Source organism: uncultured Odoribacter sp. (genome assembly GCF_937966165.1).
Taxonomy (GTDB): domain Bacteria; phylum Bacteroidota; class Bacteroidia; order Bacteroidales; family Marinifilaceae; genus Culturomica.
The window spans coordinates 61,928-78,782 of record NZ_CALCLB010000013.1 but is presented as its reverse complement, the minus strand read 5'-3'; the positions used below and the strand labels follow the sequence as shown (position 1 = coordinate 78,782).

At 39.8% G+C, this 16,855-nt stretch carries 14 protein-coding genes and 1 tRNA gene; 7 read left to right on the top strand and 8 right to left on the bottom strand.

The features are described from left to right. Window positions 1–34 precede the first annotated feature (34 nt). The 4 genes from Q0465_RS06170 to Q0465_RS06155 are packed head-to-tail and all read right to left on the bottom strand — an operon-like array spanning window position 35 to window position 4,456. Window positions 35–1,558 (bottom strand): hypothetical protein, encoded by a 1,524-nt coding sequence (locus tag Q0465_RS06170; RefSeq protein ID WP_298614128.1) that lies wholly within the window; start codon window positions 1,556–1,558, stop codon window positions 35–37. Then, window positions 1,555–2,742 (bottom strand): transglutaminase family protein, encoded by a 1,188-nt coding sequence (locus Q0465_RS06165; protein ID WP_298614127.1) that lies wholly within the window; start codon window positions 2,740–2,742, stop codon window positions 1,555–1,557. The genes Q0465_RS06170 and Q0465_RS06165 overlap by 4 nt, the downstream gene beginning before the upstream one ends. Window positions 2,743–2,772: 30 nt before the next feature. Then, complete coding sequence (locus Q0465_RS06160; RefSeq protein ID WP_298614125.1) at window positions 2,773–3,753, bottom strand: dihydroorotate dehydrogenase-like protein; 981 nt, start codon at window positions 3,751–3,753, stop codon at window positions 2,773–2,775. A 22-nt stretch (window positions 3,754–3,775) separates the two neighbouring features. Then, window positions 3,776–4,456: a YggS family pyridoxal phosphate-dependent enzyme gene (locus Q0465_RS06155; protein WP_298614123.1), complete on the bottom strand. Its 681-nt coding sequence runs from the start codon at window positions 4,454–4,456 to the stop codon at window positions 3,776–3,778. Between the two features lie 264 nt (window positions 4,457–4,720). On the opposite strand from Q0465_RS06155, the gene truA reads away from it, so the two are divergent. The 4 genes from truA (at window position 4,721) to Q0465_RS06135 (ending at window position 8,952) form a co-directional block, all read left to right on the top strand. After that, window positions 4,721–5,476: a tRNA pseudouridine(38-40) synthase TruA gene (truA, locus tag Q0465_RS06150; RefSeq protein WP_298614121.1), complete on the top strand. Its 756-nt coding sequence runs from the start codon at window positions 4,721–4,723 to the stop codon at window positions 5,474–5,476. Window positions 5,477–5,489: 13 nt separating this feature from the next. Next, on the top strand, window positions 5,490–6,641 hold the full coding sequence (locus Q0465_RS06145) for a DUF4105 domain-containing protein (protein ID WP_298614119.1): 1,152 nt from the start codon (window positions 5,490–5,492) through the stop codon (window positions 6,639–6,641). 50 nt (window positions 6,642–6,691) lie between these two features. Then, a tRNA-Phe gene (locus tag Q0465_RS06140) sits at window positions 6,692–6,764 on the top strand. Between the two features lie 391 nt (window positions 6,765–7,155). After that, window positions 7,156–8,952, top strand: coding sequence for an Ig-like domain-containing protein (locus tag Q0465_RS06135; RefSeq protein WP_298614117.1), 1,797 nt, complete (start codon window positions 7,156–7,158; stop codon window positions 8,950–8,952). Between the two features lie 83 nt (window positions 8,953–9,035). On the opposite strand, the gene Q0465_RS06130 is transcribed toward Q0465_RS06135, so the two are convergent. The 4 genes from Q0465_RS06130 to Q0465_RS06115 all read right to left on the bottom strand — a co-directional run bounded on the left by Q0465_RS06130 (window position 9,036) and on the right by Q0465_RS06115 (window position 13,357). Further along, window positions 9,036–10,676 carry a M28 family peptidase gene (locus Q0465_RS06130; RefSeq protein ID WP_298614115.1) on the bottom strand — a complete coding sequence of 547 codons (1,641 nt, stop codon included), beginning with the start codon at window positions 10,674–10,676 and terminating at the stop codon, window positions 9,036–9,038. Window positions 10,677–10,884: 208 nt separating this feature from the next. Further along, window positions 10,885–11,487 carry a DUF4923 family protein gene (locus tag Q0465_RS06125; protein ID WP_298614114.1) on the bottom strand — a complete coding sequence of 201 codons (603 nt, stop codon included), beginning with the start codon at window positions 11,485–11,487 and terminating at the stop codon, window positions 10,885–10,887. Between the two features lie 116 nt (window positions 11,488–11,603). Further along, window positions 11,604–12,899: a serine/threonine-protein kinase gene (locus Q0465_RS06120; protein ID WP_298614112.1), complete on the bottom strand. Its 1,296-nt coding sequence runs from the start codon at window positions 12,897–12,899 to the stop codon at window positions 11,604–11,606. Continuing rightward, a complete protein-coding gene (locus tag Q0465_RS06115; RefSeq protein WP_298614111.1) occupies window positions 12,896–13,357 on the bottom strand; it encodes a hypothetical protein in 462 nt (153 codons plus the stop codon). Before Q0465_RS06115 ends, Q0465_RS06120 begins: the two co-directional genes overlap by 4 nt. Before the next feature lie 192 nt (window positions 13,358–13,549). Here Q0465_RS06115 and Q0465_RS06110 point away from each other — a divergent pair, with 192 nt between their 5' ends. The 3 genes from Q0465_RS06110 to Q0465_RS06100 are packed head-to-tail and all read left to right on the top strand — an operon-like array spanning window position 13,550 to window position 16,850. Next, window positions 13,550–14,509 carry a hypothetical protein gene (locus Q0465_RS06110; protein ID WP_298614110.1) on the top strand — a complete coding sequence of 320 codons (960 nt, stop codon included), beginning with the start codon at window positions 13,550–13,552 and terminating at the stop codon, window positions 14,507–14,509. Then, window positions 14,509–15,318: a hypothetical protein gene (locus Q0465_RS06105; RefSeq protein ID WP_298614109.1), complete on the top strand. Its 810-nt coding sequence runs from the start codon at window positions 14,509–14,511 to the stop codon at window positions 15,316–15,318. The genes Q0465_RS06110 and Q0465_RS06105 overlap by 1 nt, the downstream gene beginning before the upstream one ends. A 14-nt stretch (window positions 15,319–15,332) precedes the next feature. Then, entirely contained in the window at window positions 15,333–16,850 is a 1,518-nt protein-coding gene (locus tag Q0465_RS06100) for a BACON domain-containing carbohydrate-binding protein (protein ID WP_298614108.1), read from the top strand. Window positions 16,851–16,855 lie beyond the last annotated feature (5 nt).

The window sequence follows — 16,855 nt, the reverse complement described above, 5'->3', positions numbered from 1 at the left end:
GCATCCAATTTTTTAAAGTCTGAATCACATTTATTTAATTAAGCCCCAATTGTTCTAAATCTACTGTTATCATTATATTATTATATTTCTCATATAATTTTTGCTTGACAAGCACTGCTGCCGGAGAAATATTCAACACAGCTACCGGTCTATTTTTTTCATCAATGATATAAGTTTCGTCATTCCCGTATAAAAACCGATATCCTTTCCACTTGCGGTATTCCACAAACATATCTTTTCCGTCTACTACTTTGACCAAATTTAAATCCTGATCAAAAACCAGATATTCCATACTGTCGGTCCGGATTATTTTATATTGAGGAGTTGCTCCTACCCAATCGTAAAATAAAGAATCCTTTCCTTTGAGATACACGCCTTTTTCTACAAAAGCATCAAAATTTCCGTAGGAAGTACGATTATATATTTTTTCTACCGGCATCCCTTCTTGCAGGGTATATTTTATGAGCTTACTGGTATTGGCGATCCAGACTGAATTAGCGGAAAGACTGTAATCTTTCATTTCTTCTCCTTTATCGAAAACAACATTGCAAAACAATTGCTTACCGTCCTCTTTAGTATAGGCAGCTACAAACGGATTACCGTAATTAGTCGTTTCTTTTCCCTTCTCTGCTGCCCCATAATTGAGCATATATAATAAAGAATCCTGTAATATAAGTTTTGAACTACTGACAGAAGATTGAGGAAGTGGTTTTTCCCATACGACCTTTCCATCCTTTTTTAAACGCACAATCCGATCTTTCCCTGCCCAGTAAATATCGTTTTCCTCTAACAATAACCCGGAAGTAATATTTTTTATATATTCACTTTTCCCACCTAAAAATAGTAAAGTTGGAAGAATTCCAATCGTCATAAAACTTCCTGCCAGTGCCATATCCTCGCCATCATCCCCTTCTCCCGTATTGGCTTTGTAATCCCATCCTTTGCCTGTCCGCAAGTTTATCTGATGCAAGCCTCTGCCCCTTACAATAAGGATAGAATCATTGAGTCCGTATAAATCTATTCCCGTGGAAATATTCAGTTTTCTCTTCCATATCTTCTTCCCGGTAGAGAGATCAACTCCCCATACTTTGGCGCCAGAACCTTTTCCGGTAGCTAAAAGACCGACAGAATTATGGGCACCTACAGCTATTCCGCCCGTCTCCCACATAATTCCTCCGTCGTGCCAATTGTAGCAGACGGTTGTAAGGCCCTCAGGATTTAAAATGTAAGGGAAATTATAGAGTATGCCTCTTTTGTATAAAATCTGTTCTTTCCATATAACTTGCTTTTCAAAAGGCTGATACAAAAGTAAATCCCCTTTTGTAATATATCCTTCTCCGGATTTCCGGAGCGTCCGTAACTGCACAGACCAATACTCTGTGGCACTATCTATCTTAAACTGATATACTTCATGAGGGAAAACAACTTTTTGAGCTTCCATTACCTGTCCTGTCGCATAAATTTTACCAATCGGGACAAAGGAGTGAGTGATATCCTGCGCATAGAGATTAATTATACCATACACAAAAAATAAAGCGAATAGAATCTGTTTTTTCATTGCATATGTAGATTTACGGTTATAGGTTCCTCCTTTACCCTTACCTCTGCCAGTTTTTCTCTTCCCTCTTCATCTGCATATTTAAATGTATAGGTCTTATTTTTCTCCAGTAAAAACTCCAATACGTCATTCATGTCCTGTGTATCTCCGGCTGTACGTCCTCCTCCCACCTGTTCTTTGCCACAGAACACATCTACATTGGCAGCAATCCGGTCGTCAGAATTCTGCACGCACTGCGCCGTACGGAACATCATTACTTTTACGGGAATATGTTTTCCATCTGCTTTTATAGCAGATTCATATGTTTTATATAAATCTACATACCGCTCTGTCACATTTTCTGCAGGTACATAGCGGATGGTTTCATCCCAAACTAAAGGGAAATAAGTATTCGCCGGCTGAAAAGAAGAAGCGTAGATAGCATGTTGCACATCCCCCTTTACAGCCTTTCCGGCATCTGCAAAAAACCATGCTTTATTCAGGGCATTGGGATAATACTCCGTAAAATACCATTTCCCTTCTACCCAGACTTCACACCAATTGTGGTTCCCCCGGTTATCATGCCAATTCGGTGTACCCGCCACCCGGGCCGGAATACCTACGGCCCGGAAAGCATCTGTCAGTAAAATGGAAAGTCCGCTACAAGAAGCCATCCCCTGACGCATAGATTCGTACGGACTCTGATCCGGTTTTTCCCGTTTTGTATTATAATCAACCCTCACTTCATCCCGGATGTTCCGGTTTACCGAATCTATAGCTTCCCAAACGGTTTTACAGCTGCCCACATACGAAGAAAAACGACCGAAAAAATCCGGACGCCATTCTTCCCGGGTTTCGTTTAACGAAATATAAGGAAGTACCTCATTCAGGAAAATACTATCCGGAAGTTCTCCCGCCCAGGGGAAACACTCCCGGGCTTTGTAAGCATATTCCACATTATTGATTAAAAAACCGGCTTTCAACCCTTTCAAATCCCGTTCCGGCATATATGCAATCAAAAAAGCCATTCCCTCTTTATACCGGATATCGCAGGAATCGAGAGCCTTGTTCAGTTCGGCTGCATTGTCACCGGCCTTAGCCAGAGCCTGATTTAAAAGAGCATGATACTTTTCCGGAACGCCCGGATATTTGTTTCCGGAACAGGCCAAAGCACACAACACAATGAGAAACACACAGTACTTCATAATAAATTTATTACTAAATAATTCCTTGTATTAATCTTTCCGGTCGCTGAAATACTTCATAAATTGCGCCCTTTCGTAACGGGCTGCATTATCTATATTGGCATACGACAATTTTCTCCTGAATTCTTCTACGGTCTTAAAAGATTTACTATCCATCCAGGAAGCCAGAAAATGATTCATCGTCTGAATGACAGACAGTCCGCTTTCATACATAACCGAACACAGTTGTACTGTTGTCGCACCGGCCAGTAAAAGTTTTACAACCGCCTCTCCGCTATGTACACCGGTTGAAGCAGATAGTTGCAATTGGGCATCCTTTCCTGTTAAAATTCCTGTCCACCTCAAAGTAGTACGCAAATCTGTCGGCATACTGAATACAGAAGCAACCCCTACCGTCATTCTCTCAATGTCAATGTCGGGCTCATAAAAACGGTTGAATAAGGTGACTGCATCTGCCCCATAGGCTTTCAACTTATCCACAAATGTCGCAAGATTTGTAAAATAATGACTGATTTTCATGATGACCGGGATATGGACCTTTGCCTTGACGTGCTTGATAATCTCGAAATACATATTTTCAATTTCAGCACTTTCTTTAAATTCGTCCAAAGGCAATATAAAAGCATTCAATTCAATAGCGTCTGCCCCTGCCGCCTCTAACTGCCGGGCAAAATCAACCCACTCCCCGTTTTTTAAACAATTAATACTGGCAATAACCGGAATTTTTAAAGCAGCTTTAGCAGCCTTTACCAACTCCATATATTGCTCAATAGCATGTCCGCGGATGTAATTCCGGATATAATCTTCTTCTTCCGGATAATTTCCATCGCCCATCGCCCGCTGCGTTTCCATCAGAATTTGTTCTTCAAATACGGATTTTAAAATCACAGCTCCCGCTCCGAAACGCTCCATTTCTTTCAATTTATTGATATCCGCCGTCAACCCGCAACTACCGGCAATTATCGGACTCATTAACTCCAATCCAGCAAATTTTATTTTCAAATCAGCCATATTCTTTTTTTTATTTATTAGTTTATTCTGGTTTATGATAATTTCTTTCTCCGAAAATCGAACTCCCAATCCTGACCATCGTACTTCCTTCCTCTACCGCTATCCGGTAATCCCCGGACATTCCCATGGATATTTCCCGGAAAGTATCCTCCGTCTGAAAATAGTCTCTTTTTAATTTTATATATATTTCCCGAAGCCTACGAAATTCTTTCCGGATTTGTTCCTCCTCTTCCGTATGAGTAGCCATCCCCATAATACCCGTAATTCTTACGTTTTTCATTTCACGATACACTTCACTTTCCAGCAATTCAGCTGCTTCCGCCTCACTCAATCCGAACTTTGTATCCTCTTCTGCAATATGAAACTGCAACAGGCAATTCACTACCCTTCCTATTTTGTAAGCTTCCCGGTTGATCACCGAAAGCAATTTCAAACTGTCTACAGCATGAATCAATGTGACAAAAGGAATTACTTCCTTCACTTTATTGGTTTGTAAATGCCCGATAAGATGCCATTCGATATCATCAGGCAGAACCTCCTGTTTCTTTACCAGTTCCTGCACTTTGTTTTCGCCAAATGCCCGTTGCCCCCAACGGTAAGCCTCCTCTATATCTTCTGCCGGCTTCGTTTTAGACACAGCAATTAACTTTACCCGTGCCGGTAAACTATCCGCAATCTTTTTTATATTTTCCGTTATACTCATTTTTATCGGTTCTTACTCTGTAAACTTTACATTCCTGCATACAAATATATTAAATATACGCATTTTTTCTAAAAGAATTTCAAAGTTAATTTTCTATTGGAGAAATATAATCTCTTTTCTCCGGTTTACATTTTTTAGCATTAAAAATGCCGCTTCCAATACCACAGAAGACGACCCGAAACCTCCATCAGCTGAAAATACGGATTTTCCCTCACGCTGATTATTATTTTTTCTTACTATCTTTGACACGTAATTTATTTTAATATGCCCAGGTATTTTACGGAATTAGCCTATAACGGCAGCTCTTATAACGGTTGGCAAATACAACCCAATGCTCCTTCTGTTCAGCAGGAACTGAACCAGGCGTTTTCTACCCTTTTACGCCAGGAAATCAGCCTCACCGGAGCAGGTCGTACGGATACTGGTGTGCACGCTGCATTTTTTGTCGCCCATTTTGACATCCCCTTTGTCCTGGAGGATGTCAACAAAACGGTCTATAAATTAAATCGTCTGACAAATAAAAATATAGCAATACATACCATTTATCCGGTCCAACCGGAAGCTCATGCCCGCTTTTCAGCTTTATCCCGGACTTATAAATATTTTATAAACAAATTCAAAAATCCGTTTACCGAAGATTATGCTTTCCGGATTCATCCGCTGCCCGATCTGCAAAAAATGAATGAGGCTTGCCGTATGCTGTTTGAATATTCCGATTTTACAAGTTTTTCAAAATTACATACGGACACGAAAACAAATAATTGTAAGATAATGAAAGCAGAATGGACAGATACCGGAAAACAATTGGTATTTACCATACAAGCAGATCGTTTTTTACGGAATATGGTACGAGCCATCGTAGGGACCCTGCTGGAAGTAGGACAAGAAAAAATGTCCCTTTCCCAATTTAGAAAAATCATCGAATCCAGGGACCGCTGTAAAGCCGGGAACTCTGTACCGGGAAAAGCTCTTTTTTTATGGGATATAAAATATTCCGACGAAATTAAAATTGATTACTGAAAACACATAGTACATGAATATTCTCCGCTGCTTCATCGTGTGTCTGTTCTTATGGGCAACTTCCCAGAGTTCAGCAATGTCCCTCTCTCCTCAGGCTGAAATCAGCATTTTAACCTGTGCTCCGGGAACAGAACTTTATTCCCTTTTCGGACATACTGCCATCCGGGTTGCCGATCCGATACAAAAAATAGACGTTGTTTTTAATTACGGTACTTTCGATTTTCGTACACCTCATTTTTATCTGAAATATGCTAAGGGACTCCTTCTTTATCAATTGAGTGTCACTTCGTACGAAAGTTTTATTTCTTCTTATATTTTAGACGAACGAAGCGTATGGTCACAAACCCTGCAACTCGATTCGTTAACCAAACAACGGCTTTTCGATAATTTATTGGAAAACCGGCAACCGGAAAACCGCACTTATCTTTACAATTTTCTATTCGACAATTGTTCCACCCGGGTAAGAGACATCATTAACAAAAGTACACAACAGCCTATAGAATGGCATATTCCGGAAACAGATAAAAGTTTCTGGAATCTGTTAGACGAATACCTCTGCCGTATGCCCTGGGTCAAATGGGGAATTCATACAATATTAGGACAAACCGGCTCCCGCATAGCTACCCCCTATGAAACCATGTTTCTGCCGGATTACCTCATGCAGGGATTAGCTTCGGCTACAGATCAGGGAGAACTTTTAGCCCAACCGGCAATTGCGGTTTTCAAAGCTCCGGAAACTGCTCTTCATAATCCCTGGTACTTTTCTCCCTTTTTTGTATTTTGTATAGGCAGTATATTGATAATATTAATTTTACAAAGATACACTTCCGGAAAAGTATTGACTGCATTTACATTCCCCTTGTTTTTAACTTCGGGATTAATTGGTATGCTTCTGATATTTTTAGGGTATTTTACCCTACATCCGATGACAGCCCCTAACTATAACTTAATCTGGGCGAATCCCCTCAATTTTATTGCTGCTTTTTTCTTTTTAAAGAAAAAGTTACCCCGGCTGATCCGTAATTATCTCGGTCTGTATCTGCTTGTTCTGCTAGTAGGACTTCCCTGCTGGTTCTTTCTGCAACCCGCCGTACCCTTGTCCACTTTTCCCCTCCTATGCCTGTTGATTTATCTGAGCATTCTATTGAGGAAAAGAAAAGTGTAATATCCTTTTGGCTCTTTCAGTAAAATGCCCTATATTTGCAAGCAATTAGAGGTGTCATAGCTCAGTCGGTAGAGCAAAGGACTGAAAATCCTTGTGTCCCTGGTTCGATTCCAGGTGATACCACAGAATCGGTAAGGATGACTTTTTAAGTCATCTTTTTCGTTATAAAAAATAATCGTATTTTCTTGTGGCTATTCGCTAGAATGATTTTTTATTTCCTTTAAAAAGAATACTGCCCAAATCTTAGATTACACCGGGATAGAAAATTGTCTGTATTTCTTCGGAATCTTATTTATATTTTTTAAATAAGTAAAATGTTATTAAAGAATTCACTATTTTTGTAATAAACCTTATATTTAGTCTTTACCGGAATAGGTGTCATCACCTTTTTAAAATTTTAATTTATGACAATTTAAAACGATAATCAATCAATAAAGTATTGATTGATAGCATTATTTATCATTATTTTATAAACTTGTTAGATTTCTGATTTATTCACTTTAATTTTAAATTTATGAGGACAACACTGTTTCGACTTTCAACATTTGTATGGCTTTTGTTATCCGTTATTGCCGGGTGTAGTGACGACAAAAACGAACCGGACCAGATTATCCTGTCCGGAGATGTTTCTGAAATTATTTTCAATCCGGGGGATGCTACAAGTCAGGATATTGCTTTCTCTTCCACTTCTGCGTGGACAGTGGGGCTTGAGAAAAACGATTGGGTCGAGGTTACACCTATGAATGGACCGGCAGGAGATGCCGTCATCACTATTAAACTGATACAAACCGGGAATACTGCCGATAGGGAAATAACGGCAACAATTTCCGCCGGGACCGCTGCAACTGTTTCTTTACGTATTATACAGAAAGCAAGCAAGGTTACAGCTCAATCAATCCGGATTGTGTCCCCGCAAAAACGCCTGATTATAGGACAGACAGTATCGTTGGAGGTCGAAACAGAACCGGCAGCTGCCATTCTCCCGGGAGAAATTGCATGGAGTTCATCCGATGCCTCTGTTGTGTCTGTCGATAGCAAAGGGATAGCCACAGCACTGTTAGTCGGTACCGCAGTCGTAACAGCCCGGTCTGGGGATCTGAAAGCCGATTATACACTGGAAGTCACCGAAGTATTTACAACCGACGGCGAAGGGAAAAACTATACTTTTACGGCTTTAAGTTCGTTGGAAGGATCCGGAGTGCAGACGGACGGTGGCGATTTTGTAATTACAGCTAATCTTATAATCGCAGCAGAGGACACTTTATCGTTAAACGAAGGCGAAAAGGTACGAATCTGCAATAACGTGGAAATCCGTATACTGGGGAAGGTCAATTTTACACCGGATAATTCAGCAGAGATTCTTCCTTACGACAATACCTCGGTACCTGCACCCCTCTATTTTACAGGAGATGCCGGTGGCGGACAGATTCGTAACGTGACTTTCACGGCTTGTCCCATCCGTTTTTTCGGGTCTATACCACTGACTATTGAAAATTGTACCTTCAAAGGAATTGCTGACACTTATGCAGCAATTAATCTCGGCGGTAGCGGACAGATGACCGTCTCCGGCTGTAATTTCCTCGAAAACGGCTATCCGGCTATCATGGGAGGCGCCAATATGACTACTCCTCTGTTATTTAAGGATAATTACCTTTATAAGAACTCCAATAATGCCCGTAACAGGCCGCAAATCAATGTTACAGTAGCCGGCGACAGCAAGGTGGAAATCACAGGTAATACAGTAGTCGGTCCCGGAGAAATCACCACCAACGGAGGCATAGCTGTAGCAAATTTACTGGGGATTGCCGGTTCCAATGAAGTGCTTATACAAGGGAATAAAGTAAGCGATTGCCGGTACGGAATTACTACGAACGGAGTGATGGACGTCCGTATTATCGATAATATTCTGGAAAATAATAAATGGGATTCCAATCCCATGAACGGAGGTAGTGGCGTCAGTATTTACAATACTGCCGGCGGACAGAAAATCTACATGAGCGGTAATACCATCTCAGGCCACCTGTGGGGTATCACAAATATCGGTAATGTCAACGGTGGAACCGGTCCCTCACTGAATTTAGGCAATCTGACAAAAGGAAATGATTATAATCCCGGCGGGAATGTCTTCCGCGACAATGGGAACGGAGGAATACTGTACGACCTTTACAACAATTCGCCTCTGACAGTTTATGCGCAGGGAAATACCTGGAACGTGACAGTGCAGGACGAACAGAGCATTGAACAGGTAATCTATCATCAGGCGGATAATCCGCAACTCGGAAAGGTGATCTTTATGCCTGCAGCCGAATAAAAAACCGTAATTTGATAAAAGAAGATGGCCGGAACTTTACTCTCCGGCCATCCTTTTTATAATGAAAATGAATATTTTTCAGTTTACCTGTCAAGGATATCCGCAAATTCAGATTCAGGCTTCCACTGAGGGTAATTTTTTGCATTAGCCCAGTTATAACCTAAATCAAAAAATAATTTTACTTCCTGCAGTAAACCACCATAATCATCTGTTTCGGGATGCGTTTGATCGGTCGGTTTATGGTAAATTTCCGTCCAATAATGTTTAATTTTTTCCTTTGCCCACTCTTTTCCATGTTTCCGGTTATCATTCCACCCTTTAGCAAACATCGCGGGTATTCCCTTTTGTACAAAGGGGAAATGATCCGAACGGTAAAACATCCCGTTCCGGGCATCCGGATCCGGCATGACATAACGGCCATAACGGGGAGCTAATTCGGCTACACTTTCATCCAAAGTAGAATGACCGTATCCCGTTATCGTTACATCATTGTTTTCACCCCATAAAGGAATTACATCCAGATTTATGACAGCAGCCACTTTTTCTACAGGAAAAAGCGGATGGTCCACATAATATTTCGTTCCCCAAAAACCCGTTTCTTCACAAGTAGGAGACAGAAAAACAATATTACGCCGGGGTTTTTCTTTTAAAGCATTAAAACAACGGGCTGTTTCAAGTAACCAAGCCACAGCAGTCGCATTGTCTGTAGCACCGTTGATAATGGAATCCCCACCGACCGGAGCCCCATATCCCAAATGATCCCAATGAGCTAAATATACTATACTTTCATCTGTCTTCCCGGAACCCTCTATATACCCTATAACATTTGGACTCGTCTGTCTTACAAATTCATTTTTCAAAGAAACAGTGAGAGTGGAATGTAAAGGGAAAGGAAGAAAATCCGGTGTTTTTGCAATTTGTTTTAATTTTTCCAGCTCTAATCCGCAATCCTTAAATAGAGATTCAGCCACATCAGAATGCAACCATCCGGTCAGGGCACAAGTATAGTTTTGGTGATCCTCTATATATAATTTCGCTTTGGCAGAATTTTGCGGAACACTCCAGGGATATCCGGCCCCGTACGTGTCGTGAATAATCAATACTCCTTTCAGCCCCTGCCTCGCTCCCTCCTCAAATTTATATGTCCATCGGCCATAATAGGTCATGATATCTCCTTTAAAATAAGACGCATCATCTCCTCCCAAACCGGGATCATTAATTAAAACAATTGCTATTTTATTCTGCGGATCCTGAATCCCCGCATAATCATTCTTTCCGTATTCCGGGGCCACAATACCATAACCTGCAAAAATCAATTCTGCATCTTCAATATCAATTTCCGGTTCGATGCTGGCCGTAAAGGCAATAAAATCGTCTGATCTGTGCAAAATTCTGTTTCCCCCGGAGGTTTTTACCAACATCTCCGGCGAAGGTTTTGTAGTAGATAAAATCAAAGGAACCTCCTGAAAATAAGAATTTCCCTGAAACGGTTTTAATCCCACTTCCCTCATTTGTTCCGCTATATACTCAACAGCTCTTTCTGCCCCTTGCGAAAAGGGTTTCCGTCCCTGACAAGAATCGTTTGACAGTACTTCCGTATGTTGTCTCAATTTTTCAACGGTAATCCTTTCTTTGGCAATCTCCGCCTGCCGATCAGAATGATGAATAACACAACCCGTACATATCCCCATTAATATTCCCAAACCATATACATACTTTTTCATATTTACCTCCATTTTTACCCATTAGGGACGTGCCCTTTTGTGTAATTTTTCGCCCCTTCCCCCTTCTGTATCCTCCCTAAACATATCTATAAATGAATTTACACAAAAGGGCACGTCCCTAATGGGTAATTCATGGATCATCATGCATCCCCTTGAAACTTTAACAGATAAATTCAACAGGCATTCACAGAATTTCTAATATCGGATGCTATTGTTTCAATTCAAATCCCAACATCATTCCCTCATATTGTCCGGCAACTTTTCCGACAGCAGCCAAACTGGAACTTTTAGAAATACTGGACAAAAGGGTAACCAATTTCAATAAGCGGTCAGCATTAAACAACAAATTCATTCCTTTTACAGTTTTCACTACTGTAGCATCCATCCGAACCAGCGAATAATAATTAAGCGTCAAAATTCCGGTCGAAGCATTGTAAGAGTAAGTACCTTTAAAGGATTTTTGCCCCAACTGACTTGTAAAAGTCGAATCAGACAAAAATGTGTAAGATAATTTTCCCGGTTCAATCCCTGCTTTAGCATAGGCTGACTCTAATTTCGTCTTCATCCCTTCTGCCATCACTATCCCTCCGGCTTTCTGAAGCAAATCATCACTTTTAAATTGACAGGCAGCTCCTTCATATTGCCAGGTTCCCTCTATATTTTTAAGTTTTGTGGTTTCTTTTACTGTATTCATAATCTTTTCTGCAGTTCCAGATTTCAGTATATCCTCTAAAGATTGGGCACAAAGCGGACTGTAATTCATAAAAATAAGAACCAGACAAACAAAACCTAGTATACAATTCTTTTTCATAATACATTATTTATTAAAATATACAACAATATAAGTTCATTTTAAAAATTTACATCTCCAGTATCATTCCGGCTTTAGGAACACTTTTCTTTTAAATTACACAAAAGGGCACGTCCCTAATGGGTAAATTTATAGCGGTTGAGGAATTCCAGATTAATCCGGGCAACTTCCCCGTAAGTTGCTTTATAAAGTTTTTCCGCTTGGGAAAAATCGGTTGTTTTAAAAGCGTCACAAATACACTGATTAAAAACGGTTGCATATTTTTTCCGATGTACCTGAAGATATTGCCACAGCTTTTGCTCCGCCCAGGACCGGCTATTCCTGACTTCGACCGCCTTGGAATATTCCCCATACTCTTCTGCAATAAGGGAGTACAAACGGGAAGCCAGTTCTGCAGAATCCCGTTCAAAATTGTATACAGGGCCACTGATATCCGGATGCTTTATCTTTTGAGCCAATTCCCGTTCTGCCTGTCCGACAAGAGAATCAATTTTTAAATAACAGGAATAATAGATTTCCTGCAAATTTGGGCGAGGTAATTTTTGCTCCCCCTCTGTCTCCTGTCCAGAAAATTGATTTCCTTTCCAATAAATGAAGAAAGAAGAGAAAAGAAAGAGACAGACCAATACTCCAATCGCAATTTTTTTTCTGCACATGGATTGTGTCAGCTCTTCCTGCATAGCTTCTACTGAAGAAAAACGTTTCCCGGTCTGAAAAGAAGTGGCTTTCCGGGCAACTTTTTTGTAACAGGCACCTAATCCTGTTCCTTTTATACTCCCTAACTCCTGTATCACTTTCCCAACCGAATAAATATCACTTACAAAAGTGGCCTTCCCCTCTTCCCATAATTCCGGAGCAGCATAATGTGCAGTCCCTCTTCCCCCTTTCCTGTACCGGTATGCCTCCTCATCAGCCAGACTGAAATCTATAATTTTCAACTGATTTCCTTTATGAGTAATGAGTAAATTTTCAGGCTTAATATCTTTATGGACAACTCCGCATTTATGTATATAAGCCAGTCCTTCCAATAAATCCGCAATCCATTTCCGGGCCATAGCCGAATTTATCTTATCCCCCCGCATCCATTCCCTTAAAGTCATCCCATCGATATATTCCATCCCAATGCAATAACCCAAAGTAGCTATTTTTTCAAAAAAAAACACTTTTACCAGAAAAGGATGATCCAAACGATAAGTTATATCGTACTCTTTTTTTAATAATCCGATATATACAGGATTATCCCGGTATTGAGGTTTTATCCCTTTCAATACATACAGGCGGCCATTTTTATTGGCTGTATAAAGCAAAGTATAACCGCCAGCAGAACAAACCCATTCTTTTATATCAGTGAATTTTTCGGCATAGTTTATTTCTGCATCCGTCCTAAATTCAGAAGAAACATCCTCATTCATTCTATTTTCAATGTGTTTAATAATGTAAGTCCTCCCTCCTTTCCGGCTAAAAACATTTTACCCTTTTCCCCTTCCCGCCTAAAATCAGTTAAAAATAAAGGTAAACCTTTTATAAACTGAGTGGCACAAAATTCATCCCCTGGCAGAATCTTTGAATTCCTGGCTTCCACTACCTGAAAACGGGTATCCCCCAAATAGATTAGCAATAAATAACGATTCGGTTCCCAAGCCACCTCCAATTTCGTCCCCAATGCCAATTCTGCTACTTCAATATGAGGACTGCTTAGAAATTCCGATTGAGTAATATCTTCCTTCTGTAACGCTTCACAAAACGCACAGAAATCCCTGTAACCCACATAACGGGATAAAATATTCAAAGTCGTCAATCTCGGTCGGGAAGTATAAGAAACATATCCCCACAGTCTTTTTAAAGTCGACAAGCTGATACTCACTTTCAAATTTTGATAAATAGTCCGGGTTAAACTGTAAAAATCACCCGGGGTTCTGAGATCCTCTCCAAATTGATTTTCAACCCTTTTTAAAAGTTCTTTAATTTCCGGATAAAGGTTCATTATACTTAAATATGTGAAAAAATATAGTATAGATACAAAATATTGTTAATTTTGCTCTCAGCAAAGATAAGGATATTAATGAAAATATCAACTTTTACAATATTCGCCTTTATTCTTATAGCTCCTGAAATTTTTTGTCAGGAGAAAAAGGTCATTTCCATTACTCATCTGGAATCTTCAGCATTGTCTGTTCAAATGGAGAATTATGTTTCTATTTTAATTCGTGAAATCAACAAATCTTATTCGGCAGGAAGTCTTCCGATTTTTCCTTCAGAATGTGTAGGTCCCCATGCTTTGGAAAACATATATGGTATCTGGAAAAATTCTCCTTTCAAATTTATCACCACTTCCGGTAACTTCAAAGGCATTATCACTGCTATGGGATATCAAATCCGGGGATTGGCGATTCAGATGCAGGAAGGTAAAATCATACAAAACGGGGTTATCAATTTCAATCCGAACGGACGTATTGAAAGTTTTTATTTTGCGATAGAGGAAAACCTGTACAATGCAGTGTCAACGGAGAATCATTCCTTACAAGACCAGCAAAAAAGGCAGTTTATTCTCAACTTTATTGAGGAGTTCCGAACGGCTTACAACCGGAAAGATTTAAACCTGATTTCTCGTATATACGGAGAAGACGTTCTTATCATTACCGGATACATTTACCGAGTAAGCAACGATAAAGCCACCGTCTCCGGTCTTACAGAAGAAAAAGTACAATTTAATCTCTATAACAAGAATGAATACATCTCCCGTTTAAAAGAAGTATTCCAGCAAAACCGTTTTGTAAATTTATTTTTTGAAGATATTTTTATTCTGCAACATCCTTCTTTCCCCAATATATACGGGGTGACTTTGCTCCAAAGATGGCGTTCCACCCGCTATAATGATGACGGCTGGTTGTTTATGGCTGTGGAATTCAAAAGTGCTACGGAAATGTTAATACATGTAAGGACCTGGCAACCTTACATATTGAATAGAATGGTATTTCCCCGGGAAGAAGTATATCAATTAGGAAACTTTGAATTCAGATAATGAGATTGAGACTACCCATATCATTGATATTTTGTCTATGCTGCTTATCTTACTTTCCGGAAGTATGGGCACAAAAGCAATTGAAAACAGAAGGCGGGATTGATTCCACCCGGATCTCTACCCGCCTCATAGATGGGAAAATAACTGCCCGTATACTTATCGAATCGGGTATAAAATTATCCTATTCTACAAATATGGAAATTCAGCTTTCCCCCAAACAAACAGGACATTTTCAGAGTAAAGGAAGGTATTGCGATACACTCTATTTTTTCCCCACCTCTCACGATAACGTCAGAATGATCTACCTGGAAGCAGAAGGTTATTTTACTCAAAAAATCGGTCCGCTGAAATTACTTCCCAAAACAACTTTCCGTTACGTGGTATACGATCCTTTACAACAAAAACGGAATCCCGGTCTTTTCACCTATAATATTTTTATGGGAGGGGTACTCTGTACGGAATATCCCTCTTACGGGCTGAGGGGAGGGGGAAGTCTCAATCTCCGGATTTGTAAATTTTTAGCAATCGCTCCTGAGATTTGCTACAACCGGCTTTACCTCCATCCCACTTCCTCCCCTTCTCTTTGCCGGGTTTTTCTGGAAACCAATTTTTATTTAAAATACCGCCTTTTTAAATTTGCAAATATATACGGAGGCTATAGTCAGACTTTTATCGACTATAACGGTTATGGACTTTCCCTTGTAGGGGAATGTAAAATCTATAAAAAATTACAGGCCCGTTTTCATTACAATCATTATTTCAATTTCGATAATTCCCTGCTCGGAATAGCTCTGGGAGTCACCTTATAAATATATAATAAACCATGAAACGATTCTCCCTTTTTAAAACGATAGGACTTTTCCTGCTTTTTTTGCATTTCACCTCTTGTCAGGAAGACAAACCATTGGTTTACGAATTAACCGTTGATACCTCTCACATCGAATTTTCGTTTGAAACTTCTGTTTATCAAATTGCTCTCAATGCCAATTACCATTGGGAAATTTCCAATTGTCCGGACTGGTTAACCGTCATCCCCGCTTCCGGCTCCGGCAACACACGGTTGACAATAAATTGTGATGCAAATACAAAAACAGAAGAAAGAAAGGCAGAATTAAAAATTCAGTGTGGACAGGAAACTCAAATGTTGTTCATCCGGCAATCGGCAAAAGGGATTCTCGCTTTTACTCTTTCCGATACCTTAGTTTATGAAAATCCGGCAGAGATACCTTTACCGGTCTCTCATTCTGTCGACTTTAAACTGACCGTCTCCCCCTCATGCGACTGGTTATCCATCTTTCAGAAAGAAAAAGGACAGTACATCCTGACTGTTTCCCTTTTAAAGCAGGATTTGTACAGAACTGCCCAGGTCATTCTTCAGGCTACAGACTATTCACTCCGGGACACCCTTCAAATTACTCAAACGACCTATACTCATCATATCCGGACTTTATTGGAAAAATTTTACCAGGAAACAAATGGCAGTCAATGGGGAAACCATACCAACTGGTTAAGTTCCCTACCTTTACAAGAATGGTATGGTTTAGAATTGAAGAACAACCGACTCATTAAAATTTCCTTATCAAACAACAATTTAAGTGGAAATCTGCCAGAAATACTCTATGAATTATCTGATTTAAAAGAGCTTTATTTAAATAATAACTCTTTGCAAGGATCCCTCAGTCCTTCTATTCGAAAATTAACAAATCTAGAAAGACTGAATCTCTCTTATTTACCTCTTACAGGAGATATTCCGGAAGAATTATGGTCGCTTCCTGAATTACGTTTTTTGGAACTCGGAAGCAATTCTTTTAATCCGGTCGCAATCCCTTATAAAAAACTAAAAAAAATAAAGGCCTTACATTTCAGTTTTTTCCCCTTATTGAACGGCTTATCGTCTGAAATACAAGAACTCACGCAATTAGAAACCTTAGAGCTGTTTGAATGTCACGTCACGGGCCCCTTACCCCCCGAATTGTTCCGGTTGAAAAATTTAAAATTTATACAATTGACATACAACGGCATAAATGGAGAAATTCCACCGGAAATCGGAAATATGAACCAATTAAAAATTTTAAATCTGGCGGATAATAAACTCAAAGGCAATATCCCGCCGGAAATCGGAAAATTGACTCAACTGGAAACTTTAGATTTGTCGACGAACGAACTGAGCGGAAATGTGCCGGAAGAAATAGGAAATCTCATCCATCTGAAAAATTTTACCATTCGTCGGAACTATTTAAGGGGCAAAATTTCTAAAAAAATACAGCAGCTTCCCTATTGGGATACTTTTGATCTTTCTTTCATTCTGCCTCAGATCAACGGTTTTTTAGAACTTGAATAATTTTG

What these genes read in the sequence shown, in the direction of transcription:
- Q0465_RS06160 (WP_298614125.1), bottom strand. Translation starts at nt 3,753, where the DNA reads ATGGCTGATTTGAAAATAAAATTTGCTGGATTGGAGTTAATGAGTCCG.
- Q0465_RS06125 (WP_298614114.1), bottom strand. Translation starts at nt 11,487, where the DNA reads ATGAAAAAGAATTGTATACTAGGTTTTGTTTGTCTGGTTCTTATTTTT.
- Q0465_RS06120 (WP_298614112.1), bottom strand. Translation starts at nt 12,899, where the DNA reads ATGAATGAGGATGTTTCTTCTGAATTTAGGACGGATGCAGAAATAAAC.
- Q0465_RS06145 (WP_298614119.1), top strand. Translation starts at nt 5,490, where the DNA reads ATGAATATTCTCCGCTGCTTCATCGTGTGTCTGTTCTTATGGGCAACT.
- Q0465_RS06155 (WP_298614123.1), bottom strand. Translation starts at nt 4,456, where the DNA reads ATGAGTATAACGGAAAATATAAAAAAGATTGCGGATAGTTTACCGGCA.
- Q0465_RS06105 (WP_298614109.1), top strand. Translation starts at nt 14,509, where the DNA reads ATGAGATTGAGACTACCCATATCATTGATATTTTGTCTATGCTGCTTA.
- Q0465_RS06130 (WP_298614115.1), bottom strand. Translation starts at nt 10,676, where the DNA reads ATGAAAAAGTATGTATATGGTTTGGGAATATTAATGGGGATATGTACG.
- Q0465_RS06165 (WP_298614127.1), bottom strand. Translation starts at nt 2,742, where the DNA reads ATGAAGTACTGTGTGTTTCTCATTGTGTTGTGTGCTTTGGCCTGTTCC.
- Q0465_RS06135 (WP_298614117.1), top strand. Translation starts at nt 7,156, where the DNA reads ATGAGGACAACACTGTTTCGACTTTCAACATTTGTATGGCTTTTGTTA.
- Q0465_RS06110 (WP_298614110.1), top strand. Translation starts at nt 13,550, where the DNA reads ATGAAAATATCAACTTTTACAATATTCGCCTTTATTCTTATAGCTCCT.
- truA (WP_298614121.1), top strand. Translation starts at nt 4,721, where the DNA reads ATGCCCAGGTATTTTACGGAATTAGCCTATAACGGCAGCTCTTATAAC.
- Q0465_RS06170 (WP_298614128.1), bottom strand. Translation starts at nt 1,558, where the DNA reads ATGAAAAAACAGATTCTATTCGCTTTATTTTTTGTGTATGGTATAATT.
- Q0465_RS06100 (WP_298614108.1), top strand. Translation starts at nt 15,333, where the DNA reads ATGAAACGATTCTCCCTTTTTAAAACGATAGGACTTTTCCTGCTTTTT.